The organism is Telmatobacter bradus (assembly GCF_048629425.1).
GTDB classification, from domain to species: Bacteria; Acidobacteriota; Terriglobia; order Terriglobales; family Acidobacteriaceae; genus Telmatobacter; species Telmatobacter bradus.
The window spans coordinates 1,139,029-1,160,784 of the sequence record NZ_CP184532.1 but is presented as its reverse complement, the minus strand read 5'-3'; the positions used below and the strand labels follow the sequence as shown (position 1 = coordinate 1,160,784).

Annotated in this window: 18 protein-coding genes, 1 tRNA gene and 1 riboswitch; of the genes, 5 read left to right on the top strand and 14 right to left on the bottom strand. The window is 58.9% G+C overall.

What is annotated here, in order from left to right; translation table 11 throughout:
- Positions 1–66 precede the first annotated feature (66 nt).
- A complete protein-coding gene (locus ACOBR2_RS04910) occupies positions 67–1,332 on the top strand; it encodes a tagaturonate epimerase family protein (RefSeq protein WP_420238940.1) in 1,266 nt (421 codons plus the stop codon).
- Positions 1,333–1,654: 322 nt separating this feature from the next.
- Positions 1,655–2,431 carry an SDR family NAD(P)-dependent oxidoreductase gene (locus tag ACOBR2_RS04905; protein ID WP_420238939.1) on the top strand — a complete coding sequence of 259 codons (777 nt, stop codon included), beginning with the start codon at positions 1,655–1,657 and terminating at the stop codon, positions 2,429–2,431.
- A gap of 84 nt (positions 2,432–2,515) precedes the next feature.
- Here the strand turns inward: ACOBR2_RS04905 and ACOBR2_RS04900 are convergent, their stop codons facing one another.
- The 7 genes from ACOBR2_RS04900 to crcB all read right to left on the bottom strand — a co-directional run bounded on the left by ACOBR2_RS04900 (position 2,516) and on the right by crcB (position 7,614).
- Complete coding sequence (locus ACOBR2_RS04900; RefSeq protein WP_420238938.1) at positions 2,516–2,683, bottom strand: hypothetical protein; 168 nt, start codon at positions 2,681–2,683, stop codon at positions 2,516–2,518.
- A gap of 184 nt (positions 2,684–2,867) precedes the next feature.
- Complete coding sequence (locus ACOBR2_RS04895; RefSeq protein WP_420236114.1) at positions 2,868–4,040, bottom strand: IS4 family transposase; 1,173 nt, start codon at positions 4,038–4,040, stop codon at positions 2,868–2,870.
- A gap of 62 nt (positions 4,041–4,102) precedes the next feature.
- A complete protein-coding gene (locus ACOBR2_RS04890) occupies positions 4,103–4,324 on the bottom strand; it encodes a hypothetical protein (protein ID WP_420238937.1) in 222 nt (73 codons plus the stop codon).
- A gap of 323 nt (positions 4,325–4,647) precedes the next feature.
- Positions 4,648–4,724 (bottom strand) — tRNA-Pro (locus tag ACOBR2_RS04885).
- A gap of 290 nt (positions 4,725–5,014) precedes the next feature.
- Positions 5,015–5,644 (bottom strand): hypothetical protein, encoded by a 630-nt coding sequence (locus ACOBR2_RS04880; protein WP_420238936.1) that lies wholly within the window; start codon positions 5,642–5,644, stop codon positions 5,015–5,017.
- A 165-nt stretch (positions 5,645–5,809) separates the two neighbouring features.
- Positions 5,810–7,072 (bottom strand): glycoside hydrolase family 28 protein, encoded by a 1,263-nt coding sequence (locus ACOBR2_RS04875; RefSeq protein WP_420238935.1) that lies wholly within the window; start codon positions 7,070–7,072, stop codon positions 5,810–5,812.
- 167 nt (positions 7,073–7,239) lie between these two features.
- Positions 7,240–7,614 (bottom strand): fluoride efflux transporter CrcB, encoded by a 375-nt coding sequence (crcB, locus tag ACOBR2_RS04870; RefSeq protein WP_420238934.1) that lies wholly within the window; start codon positions 7,612–7,614, stop codon positions 7,240–7,242.
- A gap of 76 nt (positions 7,615–7,690) precedes the next feature.
- Positions 7,691–7,871: riboswitch (Fluoride riboswitch) on the bottom strand.
- A gap of 145 nt (positions 7,872–8,016) precedes the next feature.
- Between crcB and ACOBR2_RS04865 the strand changes: the two genes are divergently transcribed.
- Positions 8,017–9,936 (top strand): glycosyltransferase family 4 protein, encoded by a 1,920-nt coding sequence (locus ACOBR2_RS04865; RefSeq protein ID WP_420238933.1) that lies wholly within the window; start codon positions 8,017–8,019, stop codon positions 9,934–9,936.
- A 103-nt stretch (positions 9,937–10,039) separates the two neighbouring features.
- On the opposite strand, the gene ACOBR2_RS04860 is transcribed toward ACOBR2_RS04865, so the two are convergent.
- From ACOBR2_RS04860 to ACOBR2_RS04840, 5 genes are all read right to left on the bottom strand, one after another.
- Positions 10,040–10,474: a DUF6526 family protein gene (locus ACOBR2_RS04860; protein ID WP_420238932.1), complete on the bottom strand. Its 435-nt coding sequence runs from the start codon at positions 10,472–10,474 to the stop codon at positions 10,040–10,042.
- Positions 10,467–11,531 carry a hypothetical protein gene (locus ACOBR2_RS04855; protein WP_420238931.1) on the bottom strand — a complete coding sequence of 355 codons (1,065 nt, stop codon included), beginning with the start codon at positions 11,529–11,531 and terminating at the stop codon, positions 10,467–10,469. The genes ACOBR2_RS04860 and ACOBR2_RS04855 overlap by 8 nt, the downstream gene beginning before the upstream one ends.
- Positions 11,532–11,829: 298 nt before the next feature.
- Positions 11,830–12,216, bottom strand: a complete 387-nt coding sequence (locus tag ACOBR2_RS04850) for a DUF190 domain-containing protein (RefSeq protein ID WP_420238930.1) — start codon at positions 12,214–12,216, stop codon at positions 11,830–11,832.
- Positions 12,217–12,300: 84 nt separating this feature from the next.
- Positions 12,301–13,749 (bottom strand): sensor histidine kinase, encoded by a 1,449-nt coding sequence (locus tag ACOBR2_RS04845; protein WP_420238929.1) that lies wholly within the window; start codon positions 13,747–13,749, stop codon positions 12,301–12,303.
- A gap of 85 nt (positions 13,750–13,834) precedes the next feature.
- Positions 13,835–15,487: an FAD-dependent oxidoreductase gene (locus ACOBR2_RS04840; RefSeq protein WP_420238928.1), complete on the bottom strand. Its 1,653-nt coding sequence runs from the start codon at positions 15,485–15,487 to the stop codon at positions 13,835–13,837.
- Between the two features lie 353 nt (positions 15,488–15,840).
- Between ACOBR2_RS04840 and ACOBR2_RS04835 the strand changes: the two genes are divergently transcribed.
- A complete protein-coding gene (locus tag ACOBR2_RS04835) occupies positions 15,841–16,524 on the top strand; it encodes a response regulator transcription factor (RefSeq protein WP_420238927.1) in 684 nt (227 codons plus the stop codon).
- A 93-nt stretch (positions 16,525–16,617) separates the two neighbouring features.
- Here the strand turns inward: ACOBR2_RS04835 and ACOBR2_RS04830 are convergent, their stop codons facing one another.
- Positions 16,618–19,629 (bottom strand): carboxypeptidase regulatory-like domain-containing protein, encoded by a 3,012-nt coding sequence (locus ACOBR2_RS04830; protein ID WP_420238926.1) that lies wholly within the window; start codon positions 19,627–19,629, stop codon positions 16,618–16,620.
- A 248-nt stretch (positions 19,630–19,877) separates the two neighbouring features.
- Positions 19,878–20,981 carry an ABC transporter permease gene (locus ACOBR2_RS04825; RefSeq protein ID WP_420238925.1) on the bottom strand — a complete coding sequence of 368 codons (1,104 nt, stop codon included), beginning with the start codon at positions 20,979–20,981 and terminating at the stop codon, positions 19,878–19,880.
- Between the two features lie 214 nt (positions 20,982–21,195).
- Here ACOBR2_RS04825 and ACOBR2_RS04820 point away from each other — a divergent pair, with 214 nt between their 5' ends.
- Positions 21,196–21,699, top strand: a complete 504-nt coding sequence (locus tag ACOBR2_RS04820; RefSeq protein ID WP_420238924.1) for a helix-turn-helix domain-containing protein — start codon at positions 21,196–21,198, stop codon at positions 21,697–21,699.
- The last annotated feature ends 57 nt before the right edge of the window (positions 21,700–21,756 follow it).

Below are 21,756 nucleotides of genomic sequence, written 5' to 3'. Positions count from 1 at the left end.
GGTAAGGACGCAGAGCTACAAACCGCCCCTGCAGAAAAAATTCACTTAACCCATACGAGGACTCTTATGGCTAGCGCAACAAAAACACTCGGCAAGTACTCTGTTGGAACCGGCGACCGGTTCGCACATCAGGCCAAAGCGCAGCTCGAGGCCGTCATTCAGGCCCAGAAACAGGGCAAGCAGATTATCCCTGTCTGGAACAAGTCCAACCGCGAACATACCATCATTGGTTCTGAACCCATCAGCACCCGCACCGCCGTTGACGCCGCCGTACAGCAACTTGGCTGGACACTCCCCTACTTCTGCGACGCCGACCACATTACCGACCAGACCGTCGGCCGCTTCTTTACGGCCTGCGACTTCTATACCCTCGACGTAGCCGATTACATCGGCAAGCCCGTCGAGCAGACCTCCATCGACGCCTACGTCAAGCGCCACTCCAACCTGATTGGCGAAATCAAGCTCGAAGGCGTAAACGAAACCTTCCACATCACCGCCGACGACTTGCGCGCCGCTGCCACCAAGTTCCTGGGCGCTGCCCAGCAGGCAGGCAAGGTCTACCGCATGATCGTCGCGGCCAAAGGCGAAGGAAACTTCATCCCCGAAGTCTCCATGGACGAGACCGACCGCGCCCAGACCCCCGTCGAGCTGCTGCTGATTTTGGCCGCACTCGCGGACGAAGGCGTTGCCGCCCAGACCATCGCACCCAAATTCAGTGGCCGCTTCAACAAGGGCGTGGATTACGTAGGCGACCTTGCCCAGTTCGAGCGCGAGTTCTTCCTCGACATCGCCGCCATCAACTACGCCATCAAGAACTTCGGCCTGCCCGCCGGACTCAAGCTCAGCGTCCACTCGGGTTCCGACAAGTTCTCCATCTACCCGGCCATTCACCGTGCCATGCAGGCTTTTGACGCCGGTGTGCACCTGAAGACCGCCGGTACCACCTGGCTGGAAGAGTGCATCGGCCTGGCCGAAGCCGACGGAGACGCCCTGGCCCTGGCCAAGGAGATCTACGCCCAGGCTTACAGCCACCGCGACGAGCTCTGCGCGCCCTACGCCACCGTCATCGACATCGATCCGGCCGGCCTGCCCGCGCCCGAGACCGTCAATGGCTGGACCAGCGAGCAGTACACCACGGCCTTGCGCCATGTGCCCTCCAACCCCGGCTACAACCAGAACCTGCGCCAGCTCCTCCACGTCGGCTTCAAGATTGCCGCCAAGATGGGCCCGCGCTATCTGGATCTGCTGGTGGCCCACGAACCGGTCATCGCCAAAAACGTAACCGAGAACATCTACCAGCGCCACATTGCTCCGGTTTTTCTGGGGCTTTAGAGCGATTCTCCAATAGATGTAGCCTTTTCTAGACCGTGCAGGGTGGCTTTTTCTTGAGGAAAAATCCACTCCGCTGCATGGACTTCGGTGTACAGCAATTGGAGAACCGCTTTAACGGCAGCTTGTACTTCGGTAAGAGCTGAGGGCTTTCAACCTCTGCAAAGATGCTGAGTTTGCTTGCCCCGTCAGCCCGATTTTTGTTCGTCACAACAAAAATCAGGACCAGCTCTGCCGTATTCCCTGCCACGCCTGTCTGCGTGGTCCTTTTTCCATCGTTTCAGGTCCATTCCTGCGACGATTTAATTCGAAACTTGGAGTAAACATGCCAGCCAACATTATGTCTCTTGAAGGAAAGACCGTCGTCGTCACCGGCGGTACTTCCGGCATCGGCCGCGCCCTCGCTATCGGCCTTGCCGAAGCCGGTGCCACCGTCGTTGCCAGTGGCCGCCGCGAGCAGCAGCTTGCGGAAACCGCTGCCGCCATTGAAGCCGCCGGAAGCAAGACCCTGCGCGTCACCTCCGACGTCTGCGACCGCGCCTCGCTGCAGAACCTGCTCAACGCCACAGTTGAGTCCTTCGGCCGCGTCGACATCCTGGTCAACTGCGCCGGCATCATCAAGCGCACCCCCACCCTCGACGTCACCGACGAAGAGTGGGAAGGCATCCTCAACACCAACCTGAACGGCACCCTGCGCGCCAGCCAGGTCTTTGGCCGCCACATGCTGGAGCACGGCACGGGCCGCATCATCAACATCGCCTCGCTGAACAGCTACGTGGCCCTGACGGAAGTGGCAGCCTACGCCGCCAGCAAGTCCGCCGTCACCTCGCTAACCCGTTCGCTGGCCGTGGAATGGGCCCCCAAGGGTGTGACGGTCAACGCCATCGCCCCCGGCGTCTTCCGCACCGACATCAACGCCAAGCTGCTCGACTCGACCGCTCGCGGTCAGGAGCTGCTGCTGCGCACGCCCATGCGCCGCTTTGGCAAGACGGAAGAGCTGGTCGGCGCAGCCGTTTACCTCGCATCGGATGCCGCCAGCTTCGTCACTGGCCAAACCATCGTCGTGGACGGCGGCTTCCTGGCCTCGGGCGTCAATCAGTAAACATCCCGTCCAAACAGAAAAACGACGGCAGCCTACCCCGGCTGCCGTCGTTTTTTTCTGCAGGGATCAATAGGGATGCGCGGATCAAGGCGTGGTCTTGAAAGGACACACCATCCCTGCTCCGTCGTTTTCCTTGCGGATCAATGCCAGCACCTGATAAACCCCTTGGGCAACCGCTTTGAAAATACCAAAGACCAGCAGCGCAAGCGCCACCCAGAAAATGATCTTGCTGGTTTCATCACTGCTGTCCAAGATAACAGGAAGCGTCTTAGACGAACGTTGATCTGACAGGGCATAGTGCGTCGTTCCCGTGCATTGACGGAACGGGTTGGTCGGTTCCGAGTTATGCGAAGAGCAATCAGCTGTCCAAGATGTACTCCGAAATGGTCCCGTAGTTGTCTGCTTTATCCCTTGTCGAGAGTTTCTGCTGTCCAAGTCAAGCGAAGACCAGCTCCAGTTGTGAAGTGGGTGGCGTTTCCGGTGCCTGGAAAGGATCGTTGATCCACTTCCATAAGTCGCGATAGACGAACAGTTGCTGGCGCAACAGAACCATGAAGTTGGACAAGTGCCACCCGAAGGTCGACTTCATGTGCAGGATCTTGACCAGCAGCATGGCGATCAGCGCCGTCCAGATCTGCGTCTTCAGTGCGTTGGCCGAGGTGCCGACGAAGGTCTTTACCTTGCAAGACTGCTTCAGGGCCTTAAAAAACAACTCGATCTTCCAGCGATTCCTGTAGATCTCAGCAACGGTGGCAGCGGCCAGTTTCATATTGTTGGTCAGGAAGACCAGGGTACGCTGCTGCTCTTCGTCGAAGAACTCGATACGGCGCATCATGGGTGGGTTGTCGTTCTCCGCGGCCTGCTGCGTCATGCAGATGATCTGATCGCTCACCAGTCCCTTGCGCTGGGGAAGATCCAGATCCTCAACTTCGATGATGTCCGCATTCGTCTTCAGGCGGGTGACGAAGTAAACACCCTGCAGGGTCAGCCGCTCGAACCAGTTGTAGTCGGTATAGCCGCGATCGAAGACCAGGATGGTGCCGGGCGGGAACTCCCACTGGCGAGTCACGGTAACTTCATGCTGCTTGCCGTCGGTGATGACCCCGTAGCAGGGCAGCAGGCCGTCGTGATCGAGCATCAGATGCAGCTTCACTGCTCCCTTGGTACGCCGGAACTGCGCCCAATCGAAGACCGAGGCGCACAGTTCGATGGTGGTCGCATCGATCGACAGCAGCTTGTTCTTGAAGCGGAACTTGTGCCGGACGCCTGACTGTTGGGCCTGAGTGCGGGCGACCTCCAACATCTGATAGAAGAGATCCTCGAACAGTGCGCTGGGGCGATGGGCGTTGGCATAAGCCAAGGTCGAGCGCTTAGGAGCGGCAGGCAAGCCCAGGTGACGCAGTTTGCCTTCGCTGGCGGCCAAGCCGTTGGTGATGTCACGCAAGCTGTTGACTGAACCCAACTGACAAAACAACATCGCCACCAACTGGCCCCAACAAGTGAAGCCTTTGGCATTGCGTTCGGCTTCATCCTTGCGAACGGCGGAATCGAAATCGGCGCGTGGGATCAACTTCAAGACTTGGGAGAAAATGCTGCATACTATGGACAAGGCTGCGTCCTCCTCTGACGGTCAAGTTCTAGACAAACCCAACCTATCAGATCGATGCAGCCTTACCTCCATACCAGACTTACTGCTGAAACTCCTGTTTTGGACAACAGTGTGGTTTCATTCAATGGTCTGCTATAGAACTTCTGATAGATCTGCGCCGCATGTAGCAAATAAGCACCCTCGCCCAATCGCTGCCATTTCAGATGCTGACCGATGCTCAGCAACGCATATAAAAAACCAAAAAGAATTACCGTAAGAACTTCCGCGTTCGTCCGGTTTTTCATGCGCCCATTCCAGAGCAGAATTTGTTCTTGGGGCTAGAAGCGAGAGGCTACAACCCACCGGAAAAATCCGCGCCGTAGGCGCAGTGCAGGTTAGCCCCACATTTCAACGTGGGGAAAGCAGCTCCACAAACGTACAAAGTCCCGTCAGGGACGACGCAAAAAACGCTATTCCGCTGAATAAAGGCAAGAAAGAATTGGGGCTTCCACGGCCGAAGCGGCATCGTCCTGCAAGACGAGCTGAGAGCGGGAAGCTAGAGGCTGGAAGCTGTCTTCCACCAATGAAAAAAGCCGCTTGCGCGGCTTCAGTCATTCTAGATCTAAGATGGTCGGGGAGAGAGGATTCGAACCTCCGACCCCCTGCTCCCGAAGCAGGTGCTCTACCAGGCTGAGCCACTCCCCGAACACGGGTAGTAACAGCGAAGATCACGGGAGCGGCCTGGCGCTTTGTTCCCTGTCTCGTTCGCCTTACGTAGTGTAACAGAAAATCCGCTCACGATGCGAGTCCCCGGCCTGGCGGACGAACCCTTCCGTGGAAAAGCCTCTTGCACCCTGTATTTACAGGTATCTTCTCGTTTTCTGGGGAAGAACAACCGCAGATCTTTCGACTCCGTTTGGTCAAAAAAAACGGCCAGACTCCGCTCCAGAAGATAGAACAATTGTGCTGCGAACTTTAAGCTCAGAACACTCACTCTAATCGCCCTTACTTTTGGCTGTATCAAGCGATTCAGGCAGATCGAGACTCACCAGCACAAACTGCGAACGCCCATTGCGTGGCTTGTCGAAGTAAATCTCATGCTGACGACGTTTCGAGCCGGCCTTCAACTCCAAACGATCAGAACTGGTTGGTTCACCGTTGCCATCCACATCGATTTTTGCCTTGCCATCGTTGCTGCAAGTCAATCCTTCTGAAGTTACCTTGGGCAAGCCAACCGGTTCATGGTTACGGCAGGTGATTACGCCGCCATAACGCGCGAGAGCTTTTTTGTAGAACTCTTCCACCTTCTCCTGACTGTCTGCGGATTCGTAGCTGACAGCGCGCACACGCATCTGCCACTCGCCAAAGCCCATATGTACGTCAACCGACTTGTGCTTGTCGTCGCCCTTGACCAGTTCGGCACCGGGATAGGCAGGCAGACCAAGATCAGAGGCCGAACTCTGATCGGTATCCACATGCAGGCCACCGAAAGGTGTGTCGAGCTGCACCTGCTTGTCGTCGCCCTTCGCATCCTTGTGCAAGTGCAGGCGACAGCCGACAATGCCAGCCGTCAGCAACATAACACCCGTCAGACTTGCGAACTCCGCGATTCTCAAACCTCGCATGGCCAACTCCCTCATCCCCCCAAATTCCCTCACCCACATTGATACGCCCGTCAGGCGGGCGCAGTTCCAGCAACCAGGATTTTTTGCCGCAACAGATTCAGGAGTGCAAACGCAAAAAAGCCGGCGAGGGATGCTCTCCCCGCCGGCTTTTGTCAGTCTTGAAGTTTACTTTACGTCAGCACCCGTCAGCTTCAGCACGCCTTCGCCTCCGCCCACGTCCACCTTTACGTTCTCGGTGGCTACCTGGGCATAGCCGATGGACAGCGGCTTGGCTGCCTGGATCTTGATGTTGCGCAGCGTGACACGCTGAATCGCCGACTCCGGCAAACCAATGATGGTGCCGGCATTGGTGTCGCCGGTGGCCGTCAGGTTCTCGATCAGAATGTCGTGGAAGAGCGGCGTCAGGCGGCCCAGCGGCTGCGCCTTGTCATCCGGGCCGGGCATTACCTTGGGGTAATACTCGCTCAGGATGATGTCGTTCTTCACGTCCTTCATGGTGATGTCGCGGAAGGTGAAGTTGCCCACGTCATTGCCACGGTCGCGGTTGGCCTTCACGCGGATGCCGTTGTCAGTGCCCTCAAAGCTGATGCGCTCGGCCAGCACGTTGTGCACGCCGCCGGCGATTTCGCTGCCAATCGACAATCCGTGACCGTGCTTGAAGACGCAGTCGCGGATGATGATGTTACGGCTGGGATCATCAGGGCCGGCCGAACCAACGGGACCGCTCTTGATGGCGATGTCATCATCGCCCACGTCGGCCAACACCTTCTCGATCAGGATATTCGACGACGAGAAGGGGTCAATCGCGTCGGTGTTCGGCGAGTGCTCCGGAGCCAGTACACGCACGTTGCGGATGACGATGTCGTTCGAGTAGAACGGCACTAGCTGCCACATGGGCGAATTCTGGATGGTGATGCCTTCAATGCGGATGTGATTCGAGTGGTCCAGAATAATCAGCTTGGGGCGTGGATTGACGCCTAGCGTGCCAGCATTCTTGGTGTGGCGGGCTTCATCCCACCAGCTCTGACCATTACCGTCGATCGTGCCCTCGCCCTCAATGGCGATGTTGCTGGCATTCTCAGCACCCACCAGCGGCTGACGGTCAGGCGTGTGGAACTCAACCTTGGCCGGGTAATCGTCGTGGTCAGGCGAACCGAAGAGCGTCGCACCCTTGTCCAGATGCAGCGTGATGTTGCTCTTGATCACGATAGGACCGCTGACGTAGGTGCCTGCGCTCAGCAGCACCGTGCCACCGCCCTGGGCCGCACAGCTATCAATGGCCTTCTGAATGGCAACTGTATCCTTGCTTGCGCCATCGCCTTTTGCACCAAACGTATGGACATCGCAAACGGTTGCTGACTGTGCCGCCACCGTCCAAAGGCTGGCCACGCCAAGCGCGGCAACCAAACGAAAAGACTTGTTCCCCATATTCCAATTCACTACTTTTGCCTCGAGTTGGGCTTATTTTCTTGCCCGATTATCATACCGTGTCCCCGGCCAGTGGTCATACCACAGAGATCACACCTTTTCTCCGCCCAGAAGCATGCTGAAACTGCACATCTTAGAGATGAAATACGGTTCAATGTTTGGCAGATTCATATCCACTCGGCCAGTACCGCGCCCGCCCAGGTGGCAATCAGGCCCACAAACAGACTGGCAAAGGCGTAGAACGCGGCAAGGGCAACGGCTCCCGCGCGCAGGGTGGAAAACGTCTCCCACTCGTAGGTGGAAAAGGTGGAGTAAGCGCCGATAAAGCCGATGGGGATCAGATAGCGCCAGGCCGGGTTCAATCCGGCACGCTTGCCCAGCAGCGTGAGGGTAAAGCCGATGATCAGGCAGGCCGTTAGATTGATCACAAAAGTTCCGTAAGGAAACTTTGCACCCCAACGGCCAGAGATGGTGGCTCCCACCCAATAACGGGCCATAGAGCCCAGCGCGCCGCCAAGAGCTATCAAAAAGTACTTCTGCACGGAACGTCTCCTCTCGGAAAGATTTCCATTCGATCAGATTTTCAGGGAGGAAGCGCGGCAACTCCACGACAGGCCAACCCTGCCAGGAGTCATCAGCCGACGGAGTCGGCGGTTCGAGCATTTTCGGAATACATAGAGCCTTTTTGAGTGCTTTGCAGGGTCCCTTTTTCTTGTTAAAAAAGGGACTCAAGAGCATTCCTTCGGTCTACTCCCATTCCGAAAATGCTAGCAGGGGGAACCCCATCCCCACACGCGATTGCATACATTGTATCCGCCGATCCTCAAAAAACTCAGCAATGGACCGCAAGATTCGCATTCCAGCGCACATACCGGGATCTTGCCCAGCCGGTTGTGTAAGCGATCGCAGAAAACGTATCGTCTAAAGCAGCAGGAAGATCGCCCATGAACGTAACCGCAGTTCTCTCTCTGGCGCCGCTGACGCGCTCCATTGCCTTTCGTCCCTATCTGGCTTCGCTGGCCGGACGGCCCGTGCTGGCGCATCTGGCGGAGCGCGTACTTGCCCCCGGCGCGGCCGACCGTTTTCTGGTTCTGGCCCACTACGAAGCGGAACGCGAGGCGCTGGAAGAGGCGCTGGCCGGCACCGGAGCTGAGCTGCGCTTTACCCGCTGCTTTAGCGAACTGCAGGCCCTGGGCGAGTGCGCGGCAGAGTTCGATGGCGGCACGGTAGTCACGCTTACGCTGGCGAGTGTGGCGGCCCCGGCTGACCTGTTAGAACGTATGCTCAGCCATCACCGCAGCCATCAAAGCACCTTCACCCTGCTGGACGGCGCGCCCGCCGCCATCGGCATGGGCGTGCTGGAAGCCGATACGCTGCGCAGCCTGTTGCACATCGCCGAGCCCTTCAATTTTTCTGCTCCCGAAGAAGCGTTGCGCCGCCTGGTGGCCCTTGGCGAAGCAGCCACCCAGCGCCTTCCCATCACGCTGCGTTTTGCGCCCTTCGAGTTTTCCAACGTCTACAGCGTCGCGCCAGAAAAACTCCCGCTTGAAGCGCCCCTGAACCGCGTTGCCGAGCTTGCTCTGCTGGAAAAAGCCTGGGGCGACACAAGCAAAAAATCTGCCCCCACAGAAGTTCTGCGGCAACTAAAACAATTGCAGACCTCGCGCATGCAGGAAGCGCTCCGCCTGCCTGCCGCGAGCCTTGCGCCCCACGTCCCATCCGCCAACAAGCGCAAGCGGGTGCTCATTCTCTCGTTGCCCTCGGCCTTTTCCGGCGCCGAGCAGGCACTCTGCTCCATGCTGCGCTTCCTTGACCGCGAACGCTTTGAAGTTATGGTCGTCACCTCGTGGGAGGGCATGTTTGCCGAGCGGCTGCGGGCCGCTGGAGTCGAGGTCATTGTGCCCGACTTTGAGGTCATGCCCGCCATCGCCGAGAACTTTGCCTGGGCCCTCAAACTCATGCAGCAGGTACAGCCCGATCTACTGCATCTGAACGGCACTGGACCGCTGCCGTTTCTGTCCGCAGCCATGGCCACCGGAACGCCCATCGTGCAGCACTTGCGCAACGCTGAGATGGCCGGAATGCAGGATGGCGTAGTGCTGGCCAAGCGTCTGATCGCCATCACCGACTATCTACGCCGCGAGGCCATGCGCTTTCCCGTGGAACCCGCACGCATCCGCGTGGTGCATGACGAGGTGGACAGCGAATGGCTCGACCCGGCACAGTTCGACCGCGCCACCTGCCGTCGCGAGTTCGGCCTGAAGGACGAGGAACGCGTGGCGCTGATGGTGGCCCGCGTGGTTCCCAACAAACGCTATGACCTGATGCTTGATGCGGCGGCGCGCATCCGCCAGCGTGTGCCCAACTTCCGCCTGGTGCTCAAGGGCGATGTGTACGGCGGCTCACTCTACGCCCAGGGCATTCAGAAGCGCGTACGCGATTTGGGACTGGAGGATCTGGTGCTGTGGCGTGACTTTGTGCCCGATCTGCGCCGCCTGATGGCTGCCGCTGACCTGCTGGTGCTCTGCAGTGACCGCGAGGGTCTGGGCAGTTGCGTGGTAGAAGCCATGGCCATGGCGCTGCCCGTGGTGGTCACCAACACCGGCGGCACGCACGAGGTTGTAGACAATGGCCGCGTCGGCGGCTTCGTGGTTCCCGGCTCCAATCCCGACGTGCTGGCCGCCCGCGTCAGCGAGCTGCTTTCCAGCCCCGGCCTGCGCCGCCAACTTGGTCAGGCGGGCCGTGAATTCATCCGCAAAAAACTGGATGCGCGCCTCTCCGCACAGGCTGTGATGGAGGTCTACGACGAGGCCATTGCCGAGGGAAGCAGCGAAAGACAGCTTCCCGCTTCTAGCTGCTTCTAGCTTGAGTGTGGCCGGGCTGGAATTTTGCCTGAAATCTATGGTGGGGTGTGCCCCAGGGCACTCCGCAGACACGACTAGGAAAGCTAGAAGCTGGAAGCTGTACTCAGATGCGAAAATCGTCAGCGCGCCAGTTCTTGATGCGTTCTTTGATCTGCCCGCGGTCCAGACTTTCTTCCAGCGCCTGCGCGGCCAGACTCACCACTTCCGCGTCCGAAGCAAAACGCAGGCCGATCAACTGATCCTCACTGAGCAGCAGAATCTTCGGCTGAAATTCGGCAGGAGCCAACACCTGCAAGCGCAGCCGCTCTTCCAGGCGGATCAGCCGGTCCTGCACCTTCAGCGGATAGGTGCGCAGCTTGATAAAGACAATGAACACCGCAATGCTGAGTACGAAGAACCACTCTGCTGAAATCGTGCGCTGCCGGTAAAGATGGATGCAGGCATAAACGAAGTTGATGGCCAGCACGCCGAACAACAGGCCATGAAAGGCGAAGTCGAAGCGGGCATGGTTTTTCAGGCTTTGCTCTGGGTTACTCATACGCGATGATGCCTCCCTGTAGCTGCTTTTTCAGCTCCTGAACTTCATTGCCCGCGCTGGACGAAGAAGATTCGGGAGCCTGCCCGGCCTGCGACCGGTTGCCGCCCGCATTCTCTGCCGTCTCGCTCTGGCCTGTCAACAATGAAAGCTGCTCAGGACCAAGCAGCAGAGGATGCTTTGGAACCAGATGGGAGCGGCCGCGCACCAGGTAGTCCACAAAAATACCGCCCGTCAGATAGGGATTGGAAACCGCCAGCGGCACCGCGTAAGCGGTCGTCACCAGCGACTCGGAGATGTCCTTGTTGGAGTGACTGTGCTTGCGATAGCCGGGAATCTGCGGAATCTCGTAGACCGTCAACCGCATCTCCGGATGCTTGTGCCCCAGTCGCATCAGTTTGTAGGCAATCTGCTTGGGCGTGGTCATGCCAGCATCGGGGAAAATGCTGCGTTTGAAGACTCTGGGATAGTAATGATTAAGCAGTTGGCGGGCAAAGTCCGCGCAGTTGTTGTAAAGCAGATTGAAGTGCGTTGTGTTCGCCCTGGCATTCAGGTCGGCAATCAGCCGGTCATCCTGCGCTTCGGTGGTGTTAAAGCGGAAGGCAAAGATGCGGCGCTCATAGGAAACGCCCACCAGTTCGCTCCATCCGCCATGCAGAAAGCCGCCCTCCGGCAGGTTGTCGCCCAGATCTCCCAGATAAACCTCGCGATAGTGGATACGCAGACGGCGTACCGTCTCCGAATCTACGTGACTGGGCGCATCTTCCTCATTCTTGACCGCATAAAGATAGGGAACCAGTGGAATGGCAATCCAGTCATAACCCTCTATGCCCTGATAGCGGGCAATCACCGAACCAGCTTCACCCGGCTGGCAGCGGCGCAATTTGACCGGCGTTACGGTGCAGACGCGGGCCAGATAGACGGCATTGTGGCCGGTGGGATTCAGGGTTCCAAAAAAACCATACGGCTCCTCCATCAGCAATGCGGCCTGCGCCTGCGCCCGGTCACCGGCCAATAGGGCCAGCGCCAGCAACAGCGCAACGCATACACTGCGCCTCAATCGCTGATGAAGTTGAGTATTGAAGGTACAAAACACGATGTGTGACTTCCTCCGCTGGGTCGTGGCCCGTACAAAGGCGCGGCTAAGCAAAATGGTCAAAATGTGCCGGATAGAGCCTGGGATCGGCCAGAGGCGACCAAAATTACGTGACTACACTCTGCTGACCGGACTAGAGCAGAATGAGCCGCCTCTCATCGTATTATGACCCCGATTTTATGCAGGAGTTGCGCAAAAGATGCAAAGCGCTCTTCCCCCGGGACGCTCAATTTTGCGCAAAATCAAGCAACTAAAACACTTGCTATTCCCGCGACGGAACCAGAATGCGCGTCTCCTCCACCTCGATCAACCCCGAAGCAGCCCGCTTTTCCAATTCAGGCAAAATCGCCTCCACCTTCTCCGCCGTGTCGATGAATTTGACCAGAATCGGCAGATGGTCGCTGATGTCCAGCAGATGAGCCGAATGCAGGCGGTGCTTCATGCCAAAGCCGGCCACGCCCTTCAGCACGGTGGCCCCGGCAATACCGCTGTGAAAGAGATAGTCCAGAATCGAGCTGTAGATGGGAACTCCGTGATGGGTGACGCCATCACTCAGGTAGAGAGTCACTTTGACCGCTTTTCCGGTGGCAAGCATCTGCACCTCCCGGCGCTGCCCTGCAAGCATGCCGCGCACGTTCCACCGACGCATTGAAGCACCAGCACGGGAGGTTGCGCAAGGGGCAGCTTTCGATCCGCGAATCTTTTGTTCCCAGGCTGGCAGCAAAAGAGGGCCTCAGCAGGCGCAGGGCAGCCAAACGGTAAAACAGGTCCGTCCCGGCTCGCTTTCCAGCTCGATCATGCCGCCGCAGGCCTGGGTGACGATGCGGTGCACAATCTCCAGTCCCAGCCCCGTGCCCACCCCCTGCGGCTTGGTGGTAAAAAAGGCCTCGAAGATGTGCGGGCGAACCTCGGCGGGAATGCCTGCGCCATGATCCGTAATGGCCACCGCCAGCCAGCCCGGTTTAGTAAAGGTGGCCAGTTCGATGCGGCTGCCCAAAGGCGCGGCGTCGGCGGCATTGTCGATCAGGTTGGTCCATACCTGACCGAGCGCCGCGCCCCGCGCCGCAATCCGCGCCGGATGGGCCTCAAAACGCTTCTCCACGGCAATCTGGCGGATGCGCAGCTTGTGATCGAGCAGAGTGAGCGTGCTCTGCAGGCTCTCATGAACGTCCACTTCGCTGGAAGCCTGCGCATCGCAGCCGGCAAAGCGCTTCACGGAAGAGGCGAGTTCAGTCACCCGGGCAATACTCGACTCCACCGAACCCACCAGAGCCACGCTGGAAACCAGCGACTCCAGCCAGTTGAGCGCGTCGGAAAAACCTCCAGCACTGAAGTTCTCCGCCGTGCAGCCAAGCCGTGCCGGGCTCAGTCCGGCGTCCACCAGCGCAGGAGCCATGCTGAAGGCGTTCTCAACCCCACGGCTGGCCAGCCAGCACGCCAATGCATCCTCAGCGTCGGCCTGTTCCAGGCTGGAGAGCGCCACACGCCCCCGCTGCTGCATCGCTTCCTCCAGCAGCCGCTGCATGCACCCCAGCTGCTGCTGCGTACGGGGCTGATCGCTGAAGCGCAGGCTGAATTTCTCCAGCCGGAGCAGACTCGAACGCAGCAGCGCCGCCGAGCGAACCGCTGCCGAACCGGGATTGTGCAGCTCGTGCATCAGGCCCGCCGCCAGCGTACCCAGCGAGATCAGCCGCTCGCGGTGCAACGCCTCCACCTGATAGGCCTGCAGACGATCGCTGGTTGCAGCCTGCACCACGGCCCGGGCCGTCGGGCTGACCGCCAGCAGCTGCCAGAATTGCTCTTTGGCAATGCGCACCAGGGTGGAAGGCTCTTCGGTCGTGACCAGAAACAGGGTCTGCGGCTTGCCCAGCAACAGCGGGGTCTCACCAAAACCATCCCCTACGGCAGCCGTGGTCACATGCGTCAGCGAACCATCGGGTTCCTGCCGCTCCAGCCGGATCTGCCCCGCAAGCACCAGCCAGTAGAAAGCGGTCGGTTCACCGGGACGGCTGAGAACCGCCCCCGCAGCAGCATAAATTCTCTCAATGGAGCCGAGTGCAGCCAGCGCGGCGGACTGCTCCGCCGCGTCCTGCCCGGCAAAGATGCGCATACGACCCAGTTCCACCACCAACGCAGCGGCATCCAGCCGTTGGCAGTCCGGATTTTTCTTTTTATTACTCACTTCAAGAAATGGATGCTCGGAATCCGATTTCGGTCCTTCCTATCCACACCTTTTCTGCAATTCCCATCCGTTTCCGTAATAAAAGCTAGCAGCAGGCCAGGTAGCGATGCACAAAACTGACGGCAATCGAGCCCTCGCCAACGGCTGCCGCCACCCGCTTCATCGATCCAAAACGGGCGTCGCCCGCCACAAAGACGCCGGGCTGGCTGGTTTCCAGCAGATCTGGCTCCCGCGGCTCGGTCCAGCCGGCGGGCAAGCGGCCCTCCACACGCAGATCAGGCCCGGCCACAATGTAGCCGAACTCGTCGCGGCGGATCGACTCCGGCAGCCAGCCGGTGGCCGGAGCCGCGCCAATGAAGATGAACAGCGAACTGGCCGGAACCCTCTGCTCTCCGGCGGGCGAACGCAGCTTCAAGCCTTCCAGATGCTGCTCTCCGTAAACTTCCATCACCTGGGTCTGCGACTCCAGAACAATGTTGGGCGTACGCCCGATCTCGTCGATCAGGTACTTGGACATGGTGGCCGAAAGCCCCTCGCCCCGCACCAGCATGCGCACCTTACAGGCAAAGCGGGCAAAGTGAATGGCCGCCTGCCCGGCGGAGTTAGCGCCCCCTACAATGAAGACCTCTTCCCCCTTGCAGGAGTGCGCCTCCACCAGCGCCGCGCCGTAATAAATGCCGCGTCCCGCCAGCCGGTCCGCCCCCGGAACCTCCAGCTTGCGGTACTGCACCCCCGTAGCCAGCAGCACGGCATGGGAGGAGACCTCCCGCCCATCGGCCAGTTGCACAAACTTGTACTGGCCCTCGGTGCGCAGGCCCAAGGCGCGCTGGGTCAGGAACTCCGCGCCAAAACGGATGGCCTGGGTCTGGGCGCGACGCCCCAGCTCGGCTCCGGTTACGCCGCTCGGAAAGCCCAGATAATTTTCAATGCGCGAGGTCGATCCAGCCTGCCCACCCGGAGCCAGCGGCTCCACAATCAGCGTCTTCAGCCCCTCGCTGGCGCCATAGACGGCCGCTGCCAGCCCGGCCGGTCCGCCGCCCACCACCACCAGATCGTAGAACTGCTCCGCGGCCTGCGTATGCAGCCCCACACGCCCGGCCAGAGCCTCAGGGGTAGCCTCCACCAGCGCACTGCCATCGGGAAACAGCACCAGCGGCAAAGCCTCCGCCCCCAGTCCACGGCTGGCAAGCAGCTGCTGCGCCTCGGCATTTTCCGCCGCATCCATCCAGCGGTAGGGCACATGATTGCGTGCCAAAAAGTTGCGCAGCTGGTGATTGCGCTGCGACCAGCGATGGCCCACCACCCGCAGCCCATCAAACGGCGGTCGGTAGCCGGTCTGCCAATCGCCCAGCAGGTCGTCCAGCACCGGATAGAGCTTTTCCTCCGGCGGATCCCACGGCTTGGTCAGGTAGTAGTGAATTTTGGCGTCGTTGATGGCGCGGATGGCCACCTCGGTTTCGGCATGTGCCGTCAGCAGCACCCGCCGCGCCTCCGGGTAGGTTGCCCGCGACTGCTCCAGAAAGTCCACGCCGCAAAGCCCTGGCATGCGCTGGTCACTGAGGATGAGCGCCACGACTTCGCCACGCTCCCTGAGCCCGGTGAGCGTATCCAACCCGGCCTGCCCTCCCACCGCGCGCAACACCCGGTAGTGTTCCGCGTAGTGCCGCCGCAGGTCTTCCACCACGGCCTGCAATACGTTCACATCATCATCCACTGCCAGCAGAATCGGTCGCGCCATCGTCTGTCTTCCTTTTTCCTTGAGTCAGTCTCCTGCCAGTATTCCGCAGCCCGACTCAAAGAATGAAACAAGCTAATGCATTTTTCGTGATTTTAAAACTTTCCGGCTGTACTCTCATGGACAGGAAAAAATTGCGAAATAGGCTGATCCCAAATCCGTTCATTACCAAAGGGCCCAGCAAGGCTTAACGTGTAGCATATCCATACAGTTCCAGATTTTCTCTGGATTGCCGATAGGGCCGCAAGGGCAGAATTTCTTCCCGGGCAGCTATCGACATCGGTTCGCCACCGAATCGCTTCGCTGTTTGGTAGCTCGCTGCTCTTACGGCGAATTGAGCGGTTGAGGCGGAACACATGAACAAAGTAATCCTGGCTGATTCGCAGGCAATCTTCCGGGCCGGAACGGCAAAAGTTCTGGCCATGGACGAAGATCTGCGAATTATTGCTCAATGCTCGGATCTCGACAGAATGTATCACGCCATTACGACCTTTCCCGGTTCGATTGTTGTCTTTGCGGCCTCCATGCGCGCTGACTACAATCGACTGCGCGTGCTGCTGGAGTCTGCGGGCAGCCGCGGTGTGGTCATTGCCGAAAACAATGAGCCACTGGCAGGCTACTTGCAACATGGCTTCCGCGGCATTGTCTACCGCAGCGTAACTGGCCCGGCACTGGTGGAGTGTATTCACCGCGTAGCCGCTGGCGAAGTCTATCAGCCACCCCAACTGGCCCAGCCCGAATCTACGGACGAAGACCTGGTGGGAACCCGTGTGCGTGACCGCCTGACTCCCAAGGAGATGCGCATCGTGGCCCTGATTGTGCAGGGCTGCAAGAACCGCGAGATTGCCACCCGGCTGAAAACCACCGAGCAGGTGATCAAGAACTATCTGCGCTCCATCTATGACAAGACCGGTGTGGGCGATCGTCTGGAACTGGCTTTGTTTACCATCCACCATCGCGTGCTGGCGCAGGCCGCTGCCGATGTCGGTAGCAAGCTGGAAGCCGAGGAACAGGCCTCCGCCGCAGGCGCGGTGGCGTAGGAGTAGACGAGGTTCTAGGTGCTAGAACAAATGCGGCAGCCGAAGCTGCCGCATTTGTGTTTGATACAGAGTTAAAGCATTTTTCGGAATGCTCTAGAAGTTGACCTTGGCGGCCACCTGCAGCTGACGAGGACCGTACAAGTTGTTATTGGTGCCGCTGGCCGCGCCAAAGGCGCTCTGGCCGGTGCCCGTGTAGGGAATGATGCAGCCGTTGAAGGTCGCACCGCTCGGGGCCGGGTTGGTCGCGGTCGAAGACGCGCAGCTGGTGCTCGCCGAAGTGGTGGTGATCGTCGAATAGCTGCCGTTGACTCCAGTGATAATGCGATGGTTCATCAGGTTGAAGGCATCCACCGAGAACTGGGCCGTGGCCTTGTTCAGGATCTTGAACTCACGCGAAGCGCGCAGATCAAAGTCGTTGAAGCCGGGTCCGATGATGCTGTTGCGGCCGATTTGCGGCGGGCGACCCGACGAAGACAGGCCCGAACCGGAGCTGATGGCGCCACCGTAGATACCGCCCTCGGCCATCGTTGAACCGGCGCCCGTCACCGTACCTGAAAGCGACATGACGATCGGCTGGCCACCCGAAGCAATCTCGCTGCCCGAGAACTGGAAACCATTGACGAGCAAACGCAGATTGCGGTTGGTCAGAGCAAATTCCGGCTTGTAGATAAAGGTGAGCGTAAAGCGGTTGCGGATGTCGGTATCCGAAAGACCATTTTCTGCCTTCAGGTTGTTCGGGTCCAGCGGTACATCGCCACCGAAGAAGGTGCCGTTGGCGCCGCCCACCTGACCATCGTCCGATGCGTGCGCCCAAGTGTAGTTGGCCACGAACTCCATGCCATGGTTGAACGGACGGCGCACCGTGCCCACCAGGGCGTTGTACCAAGTGTTGGCCACGCTATAGCCGGCGTTGAGCGAGTAGCTCATGCCGCTGTAGGCGCGGTTGGCAGCCAGGTACACGGGAACCGTCATCTGGCGCGTTACAGCGCCCGAGGCGTTCAGCACGTTGTAGGTGTAGGTGCCGGTCGGCTTCTGGCCCACCAGATTGGCATCCACAAAGACCGGCAGGCGCATGCCGCGCGTGCCCACGTAGCCCACCATCAGCGAGAGCTTGCCCGGTAGGGCCTGCTCAACCGACAGATCCATCTCATGCGAGTAGGGCGGAACAAAGTCCTTGCTCAGGCCGTGGAAGCTGGCTGCCGTGGTGCCGCTGAAGCTGCCGGCCACCGAAGGAGCTGAGCCGCCAGTCGGATACAGCGCCGAGTTCAGCGCCGGTCCGGTCACCTGGAAAGGAACGTTCGGGTACTGCACCGGAACTGCGGCCACCTTGGCAGCGGTGCAACCGGAATACTTGCAGCCCGTCGAGTTGTAGTTGACCTGGACCACTCCGTTTTCCACGCGCATTGCATAGTAGGTCGATCCCTGGTTCAGGCCGGAGAAGATGCCGTAGCCACCACGCACCACCGTGCCCACATACGGACTCCAGCTGAAGCCCACGCGCGGCTGTACGCGGTTCATCACGTTCTTGATCGAAGAGGTGTAAGCCGTGGCCAGCGTCGAAGCATTGTTGGCCATGCCCGGAGCTGGAGTCAACTGCACGTCGTAACGCACGCCCGCTGTCACAGTCAGCTTGGGGTTGACCTTCCAGTTATCCTCGGCAAAGCCGTCGATCATCTTCATCCAGAAGTCGTCGGTGCCCTGCGTGTTGGCCTTGGTGTTCACCTTATCGACGGTCTGCACGAAGGTGTTGTAGTGGTAGCCGGCATACGGATCGGTGTTGCCCGCCTGGCCCGCGAAGGCGTCAAAGATCCACGACTGGAAGTTGGTCGTAACGTCGGTTTCGCCGTAGTTGTAAACGCCGCCGCCCTGATAGAGGTTGATCATTAGTTCATGCACCAGATTCAGGTCGCCGCCGAACTTCAGCGTGTGACGGCCCATGGTGTGCGAGAAGACATCACTGAACTGGATGCGATGCTCGTCCGGCTCGGCGATGCGGGGCAGTGCATTCGGCATGCCGTAGGTGACCACGCCGTTGGCCACGCTGGGGCCAGCCGCGTTGGCGCCGGCCGTCTCCAGATCGCGGCCCCACTGGGCGTGGATCAGGTTCACCGAGCGGTCGCTGAGCACGGTCGTCAGACCGCCTACCAGGAAGCGCTCATGATAATAGGTCGGGCCATTGGACGAAGGTGAGCTGTTGGTGTAGGTCGGGTTCGCGCTGTAGCCGTTGGTCGACGAGAAGTTGGCCCAGTTGAAGTCAACAAAGGCGTCGTTCTTGGCGTTGATGTGATAGTCAATGCGCGGGAAGAACAGATCCTGACGGGCATAGCGCGAGGGCGGAACCGAGGTCGCCGACATATTCGAAATGTTCAACAGGAAGTTGATACCGTTCGTACACTGCGCGTCGGTAATGAGGTAGGTGCCCGTATACGAGTTATTGCTCTTGGTCGGACACTGTGCCGGCGTCACCAGGCTGGTGCCCAGGCTGTTGGTCTTGTTGGTCGCCGACGAAAAAACGCCCGTGCTGGTCAACGAGATCGTGTTCGAGTCGGTATAGAGCACGCGACCAACCTTGCGGAAACCGTCGTAGGTCAGGAAGTAGAAGAGCTTGTCCTTGATCAGCGCGCCGCCCACCGAACCGCCGAACTGGTTCTGCTGGTGAATCGGCTGGGTGAGCAGAAACTTGCTGCCACTGTTGTACAGAGCCTGATACTTCGAATACGGATCGAGTGCATTCAGATCCGGGTAACGCAGGAAGTAGAACAGGTCACCGTGCATGACGTTGGCACCGCTCTTGGTAATGGCGTTTACCTGGCCGCCAGCTGCCTGACCGAATTCCACCGAGTAGTTCGAGGTCTCGGCCTGGAATTCCTTGATCGAATCCACCGAGTAAACGTAGGGCGCACCTGAGGCGCGGCCACGGGCTTCGGAATTCAGCATCTGGTTGTTGTTGGCACCGTCTACATAATTTTGGTTGTAGAGGCCAGAAATGCCGTGGAAGCTGATCAGGCCCGAACCGCCATCCTGCGTCACACCCGGCGTCAGCAGCACAAAGCTCGACCAGTTGCGGGCAGCCACGGGAAGGTTCTGCACCAGCTGCTGATCCATTTCAGTGAAATCTATGTAAGTAACTGATAAAGCGGGAACGTACTTAAATCCGGAACTTGCCGGTCACGGGAAATGCTCTTTCACTTGCAGCCTTAGTCTGCCACGCACAAAAGAAGGGGACATGAATGTCCCCTTCCCATTGTGAAAAATAATTATTAAAGGAAGATGAATTTAATTATGACCAAAACCATATAACCGTCCCGCACAGCGGGCAAACCCAACGATAATATGGACTTTCTTCTGCCGCTCTATTCGTAGGCCAAAGCGTCGATCGGATCCTTACGGGCCGCCATCAAGGCCGGATAGAAGGAACCAAGCACCGAGCCGACGAAGGCGATCCCTGCGCCCTGCAGAATCCAGTGCAGATTCATGTCCAGATAGAGCCCCGGAAAACGGTGCGACAGAAACACTTTGAGCAGCAGGGAAAATCCGATGCCCGTGGCCACGCCCACCAGCGACAGCAGGGCGGTCTCGCGCACAATCACATCAACAATCTTCAACTTGGAGGCACCCATCGCCTTCAGAATGCCAATCTCGCGCGTCCGCTCAAGCACTGCCGTATACATGGACTGGAAGATCACCAGAAAACCAATCACTACGGCGATGCCGATCACCACATGCATGGCGGTGTTCAGGGCAGGAATATGATCCGGCGTCAGCAAGGAGTACCACTCCTTCATGGTCATGATCTGGTAGCCTTCCAGCCCGGGAACGGCATGAATCTCACGGGTAACAAGATCGGCGTTCTCTTCATTGTCCAGCTTCAGATAGAAGGCCGAGGCCTTGCCGTCCGAGCCGGTCAGTTCCCCCATGGTGGTAATGGGAATCAGCTTGCGGCCGCCCTTGCCATGCTCGAAGATGCCGGAAATGCGGAAGGGGTGCTTCATGACCGAAACCGTTTCGCCCACATGATGGCCGCCACCGGTCAGGGCATAGACGTCGTCCACAATGAGGTCGTACGGCCCCTGCGGAGGACCTCCCTCCAGATAAACAAAGGGGCTCAGTTTGCTGTAGCTGGCATAATCAATGCCCCAAAGAACCTCCAACTGGTCGGTCATCGACAGGTTGGTAAAGACGGGCGAGGCCACGGTAACGTGCGGAACCTTGGCCAGCACCTCGGTCAGCTTGACCGAGATCGGCGCGCCGCTGACTCCGTTCAGAAAGGTCGCATTGCCGGGCCGCACCATCAGATCCGCGCCAATTCCGTTGTTCATCCGCTTCTGTCCGGTAAGCTGGCCCATCAGAATGGCGATGATCGACAGCATCATGACGACTTCAATGGCCACGGCAAAGATGCTGATCACCGAGCGCAAGGGCCGGTGCAGAAGGTTGGCGAAAACGAGCTTATTCATGATTTTGAGTCTGGCTCCCAGGGGCTGTACGCCCGGTCTGCTGCCTCTAGGGTAACAGGGCAGCCGGGCAGGATTTTTCCGTGTTTTTAGCGGATGTAAAAATTTGATCAAAGATTATCTCACTCACAAAGAAATTCGCTTTGACTCCGGGATTAGGCAGGTTTATCGTGAAGGGTAAATCCCAGAAGGGGTTAGTAGGATTTTTCAGGAACCGATGGGAAACTTTGGCGAAGACTTGCGCATGGAACGGCTCAGTCGTGGTATTGCGCTGGAACAGATCACCGCGGTGACCAAGATCAGCAAGCACCATCTCGTGGCGCTTGAGCAGGAGCGTTTTCGCATGCTCCCCGGTGGAATCCTCTCAAAAGGCATTGTCCGTGGCTATGCAGACGCGCTTGGTCTGGACACCAATGTCTGGACCGATCGTTTCGTCAAAGCCTCCAACGCCGCCGGACAGACCATTGAATGCGAAGAGGACTGGGCCGAGTTTGCCGCCAATGTAGGCCGGGCCCGCATTCTGCGCCACGATGCCTTCGAGGTGCGTTTGCGATGGATCGGCGCAATTCTGCTGCTGTTGGCTATTTCCGCCGCCGCCTTTCTCAGCCTGCGCTACTACGGCGTACGTGCCGGCTGGTGGCCAACCCTTCTGCCCATTGAGGAATGCAAGGCATTCTTCAGCAATCTGGCCCATAAGGCAGCCGTTCCGGCCAGCCGGTGAGTGAGTCTGCTTCCAGCACCTAGCACTTGGCCTGCAAACAACCCTCCCCGGCAGCCG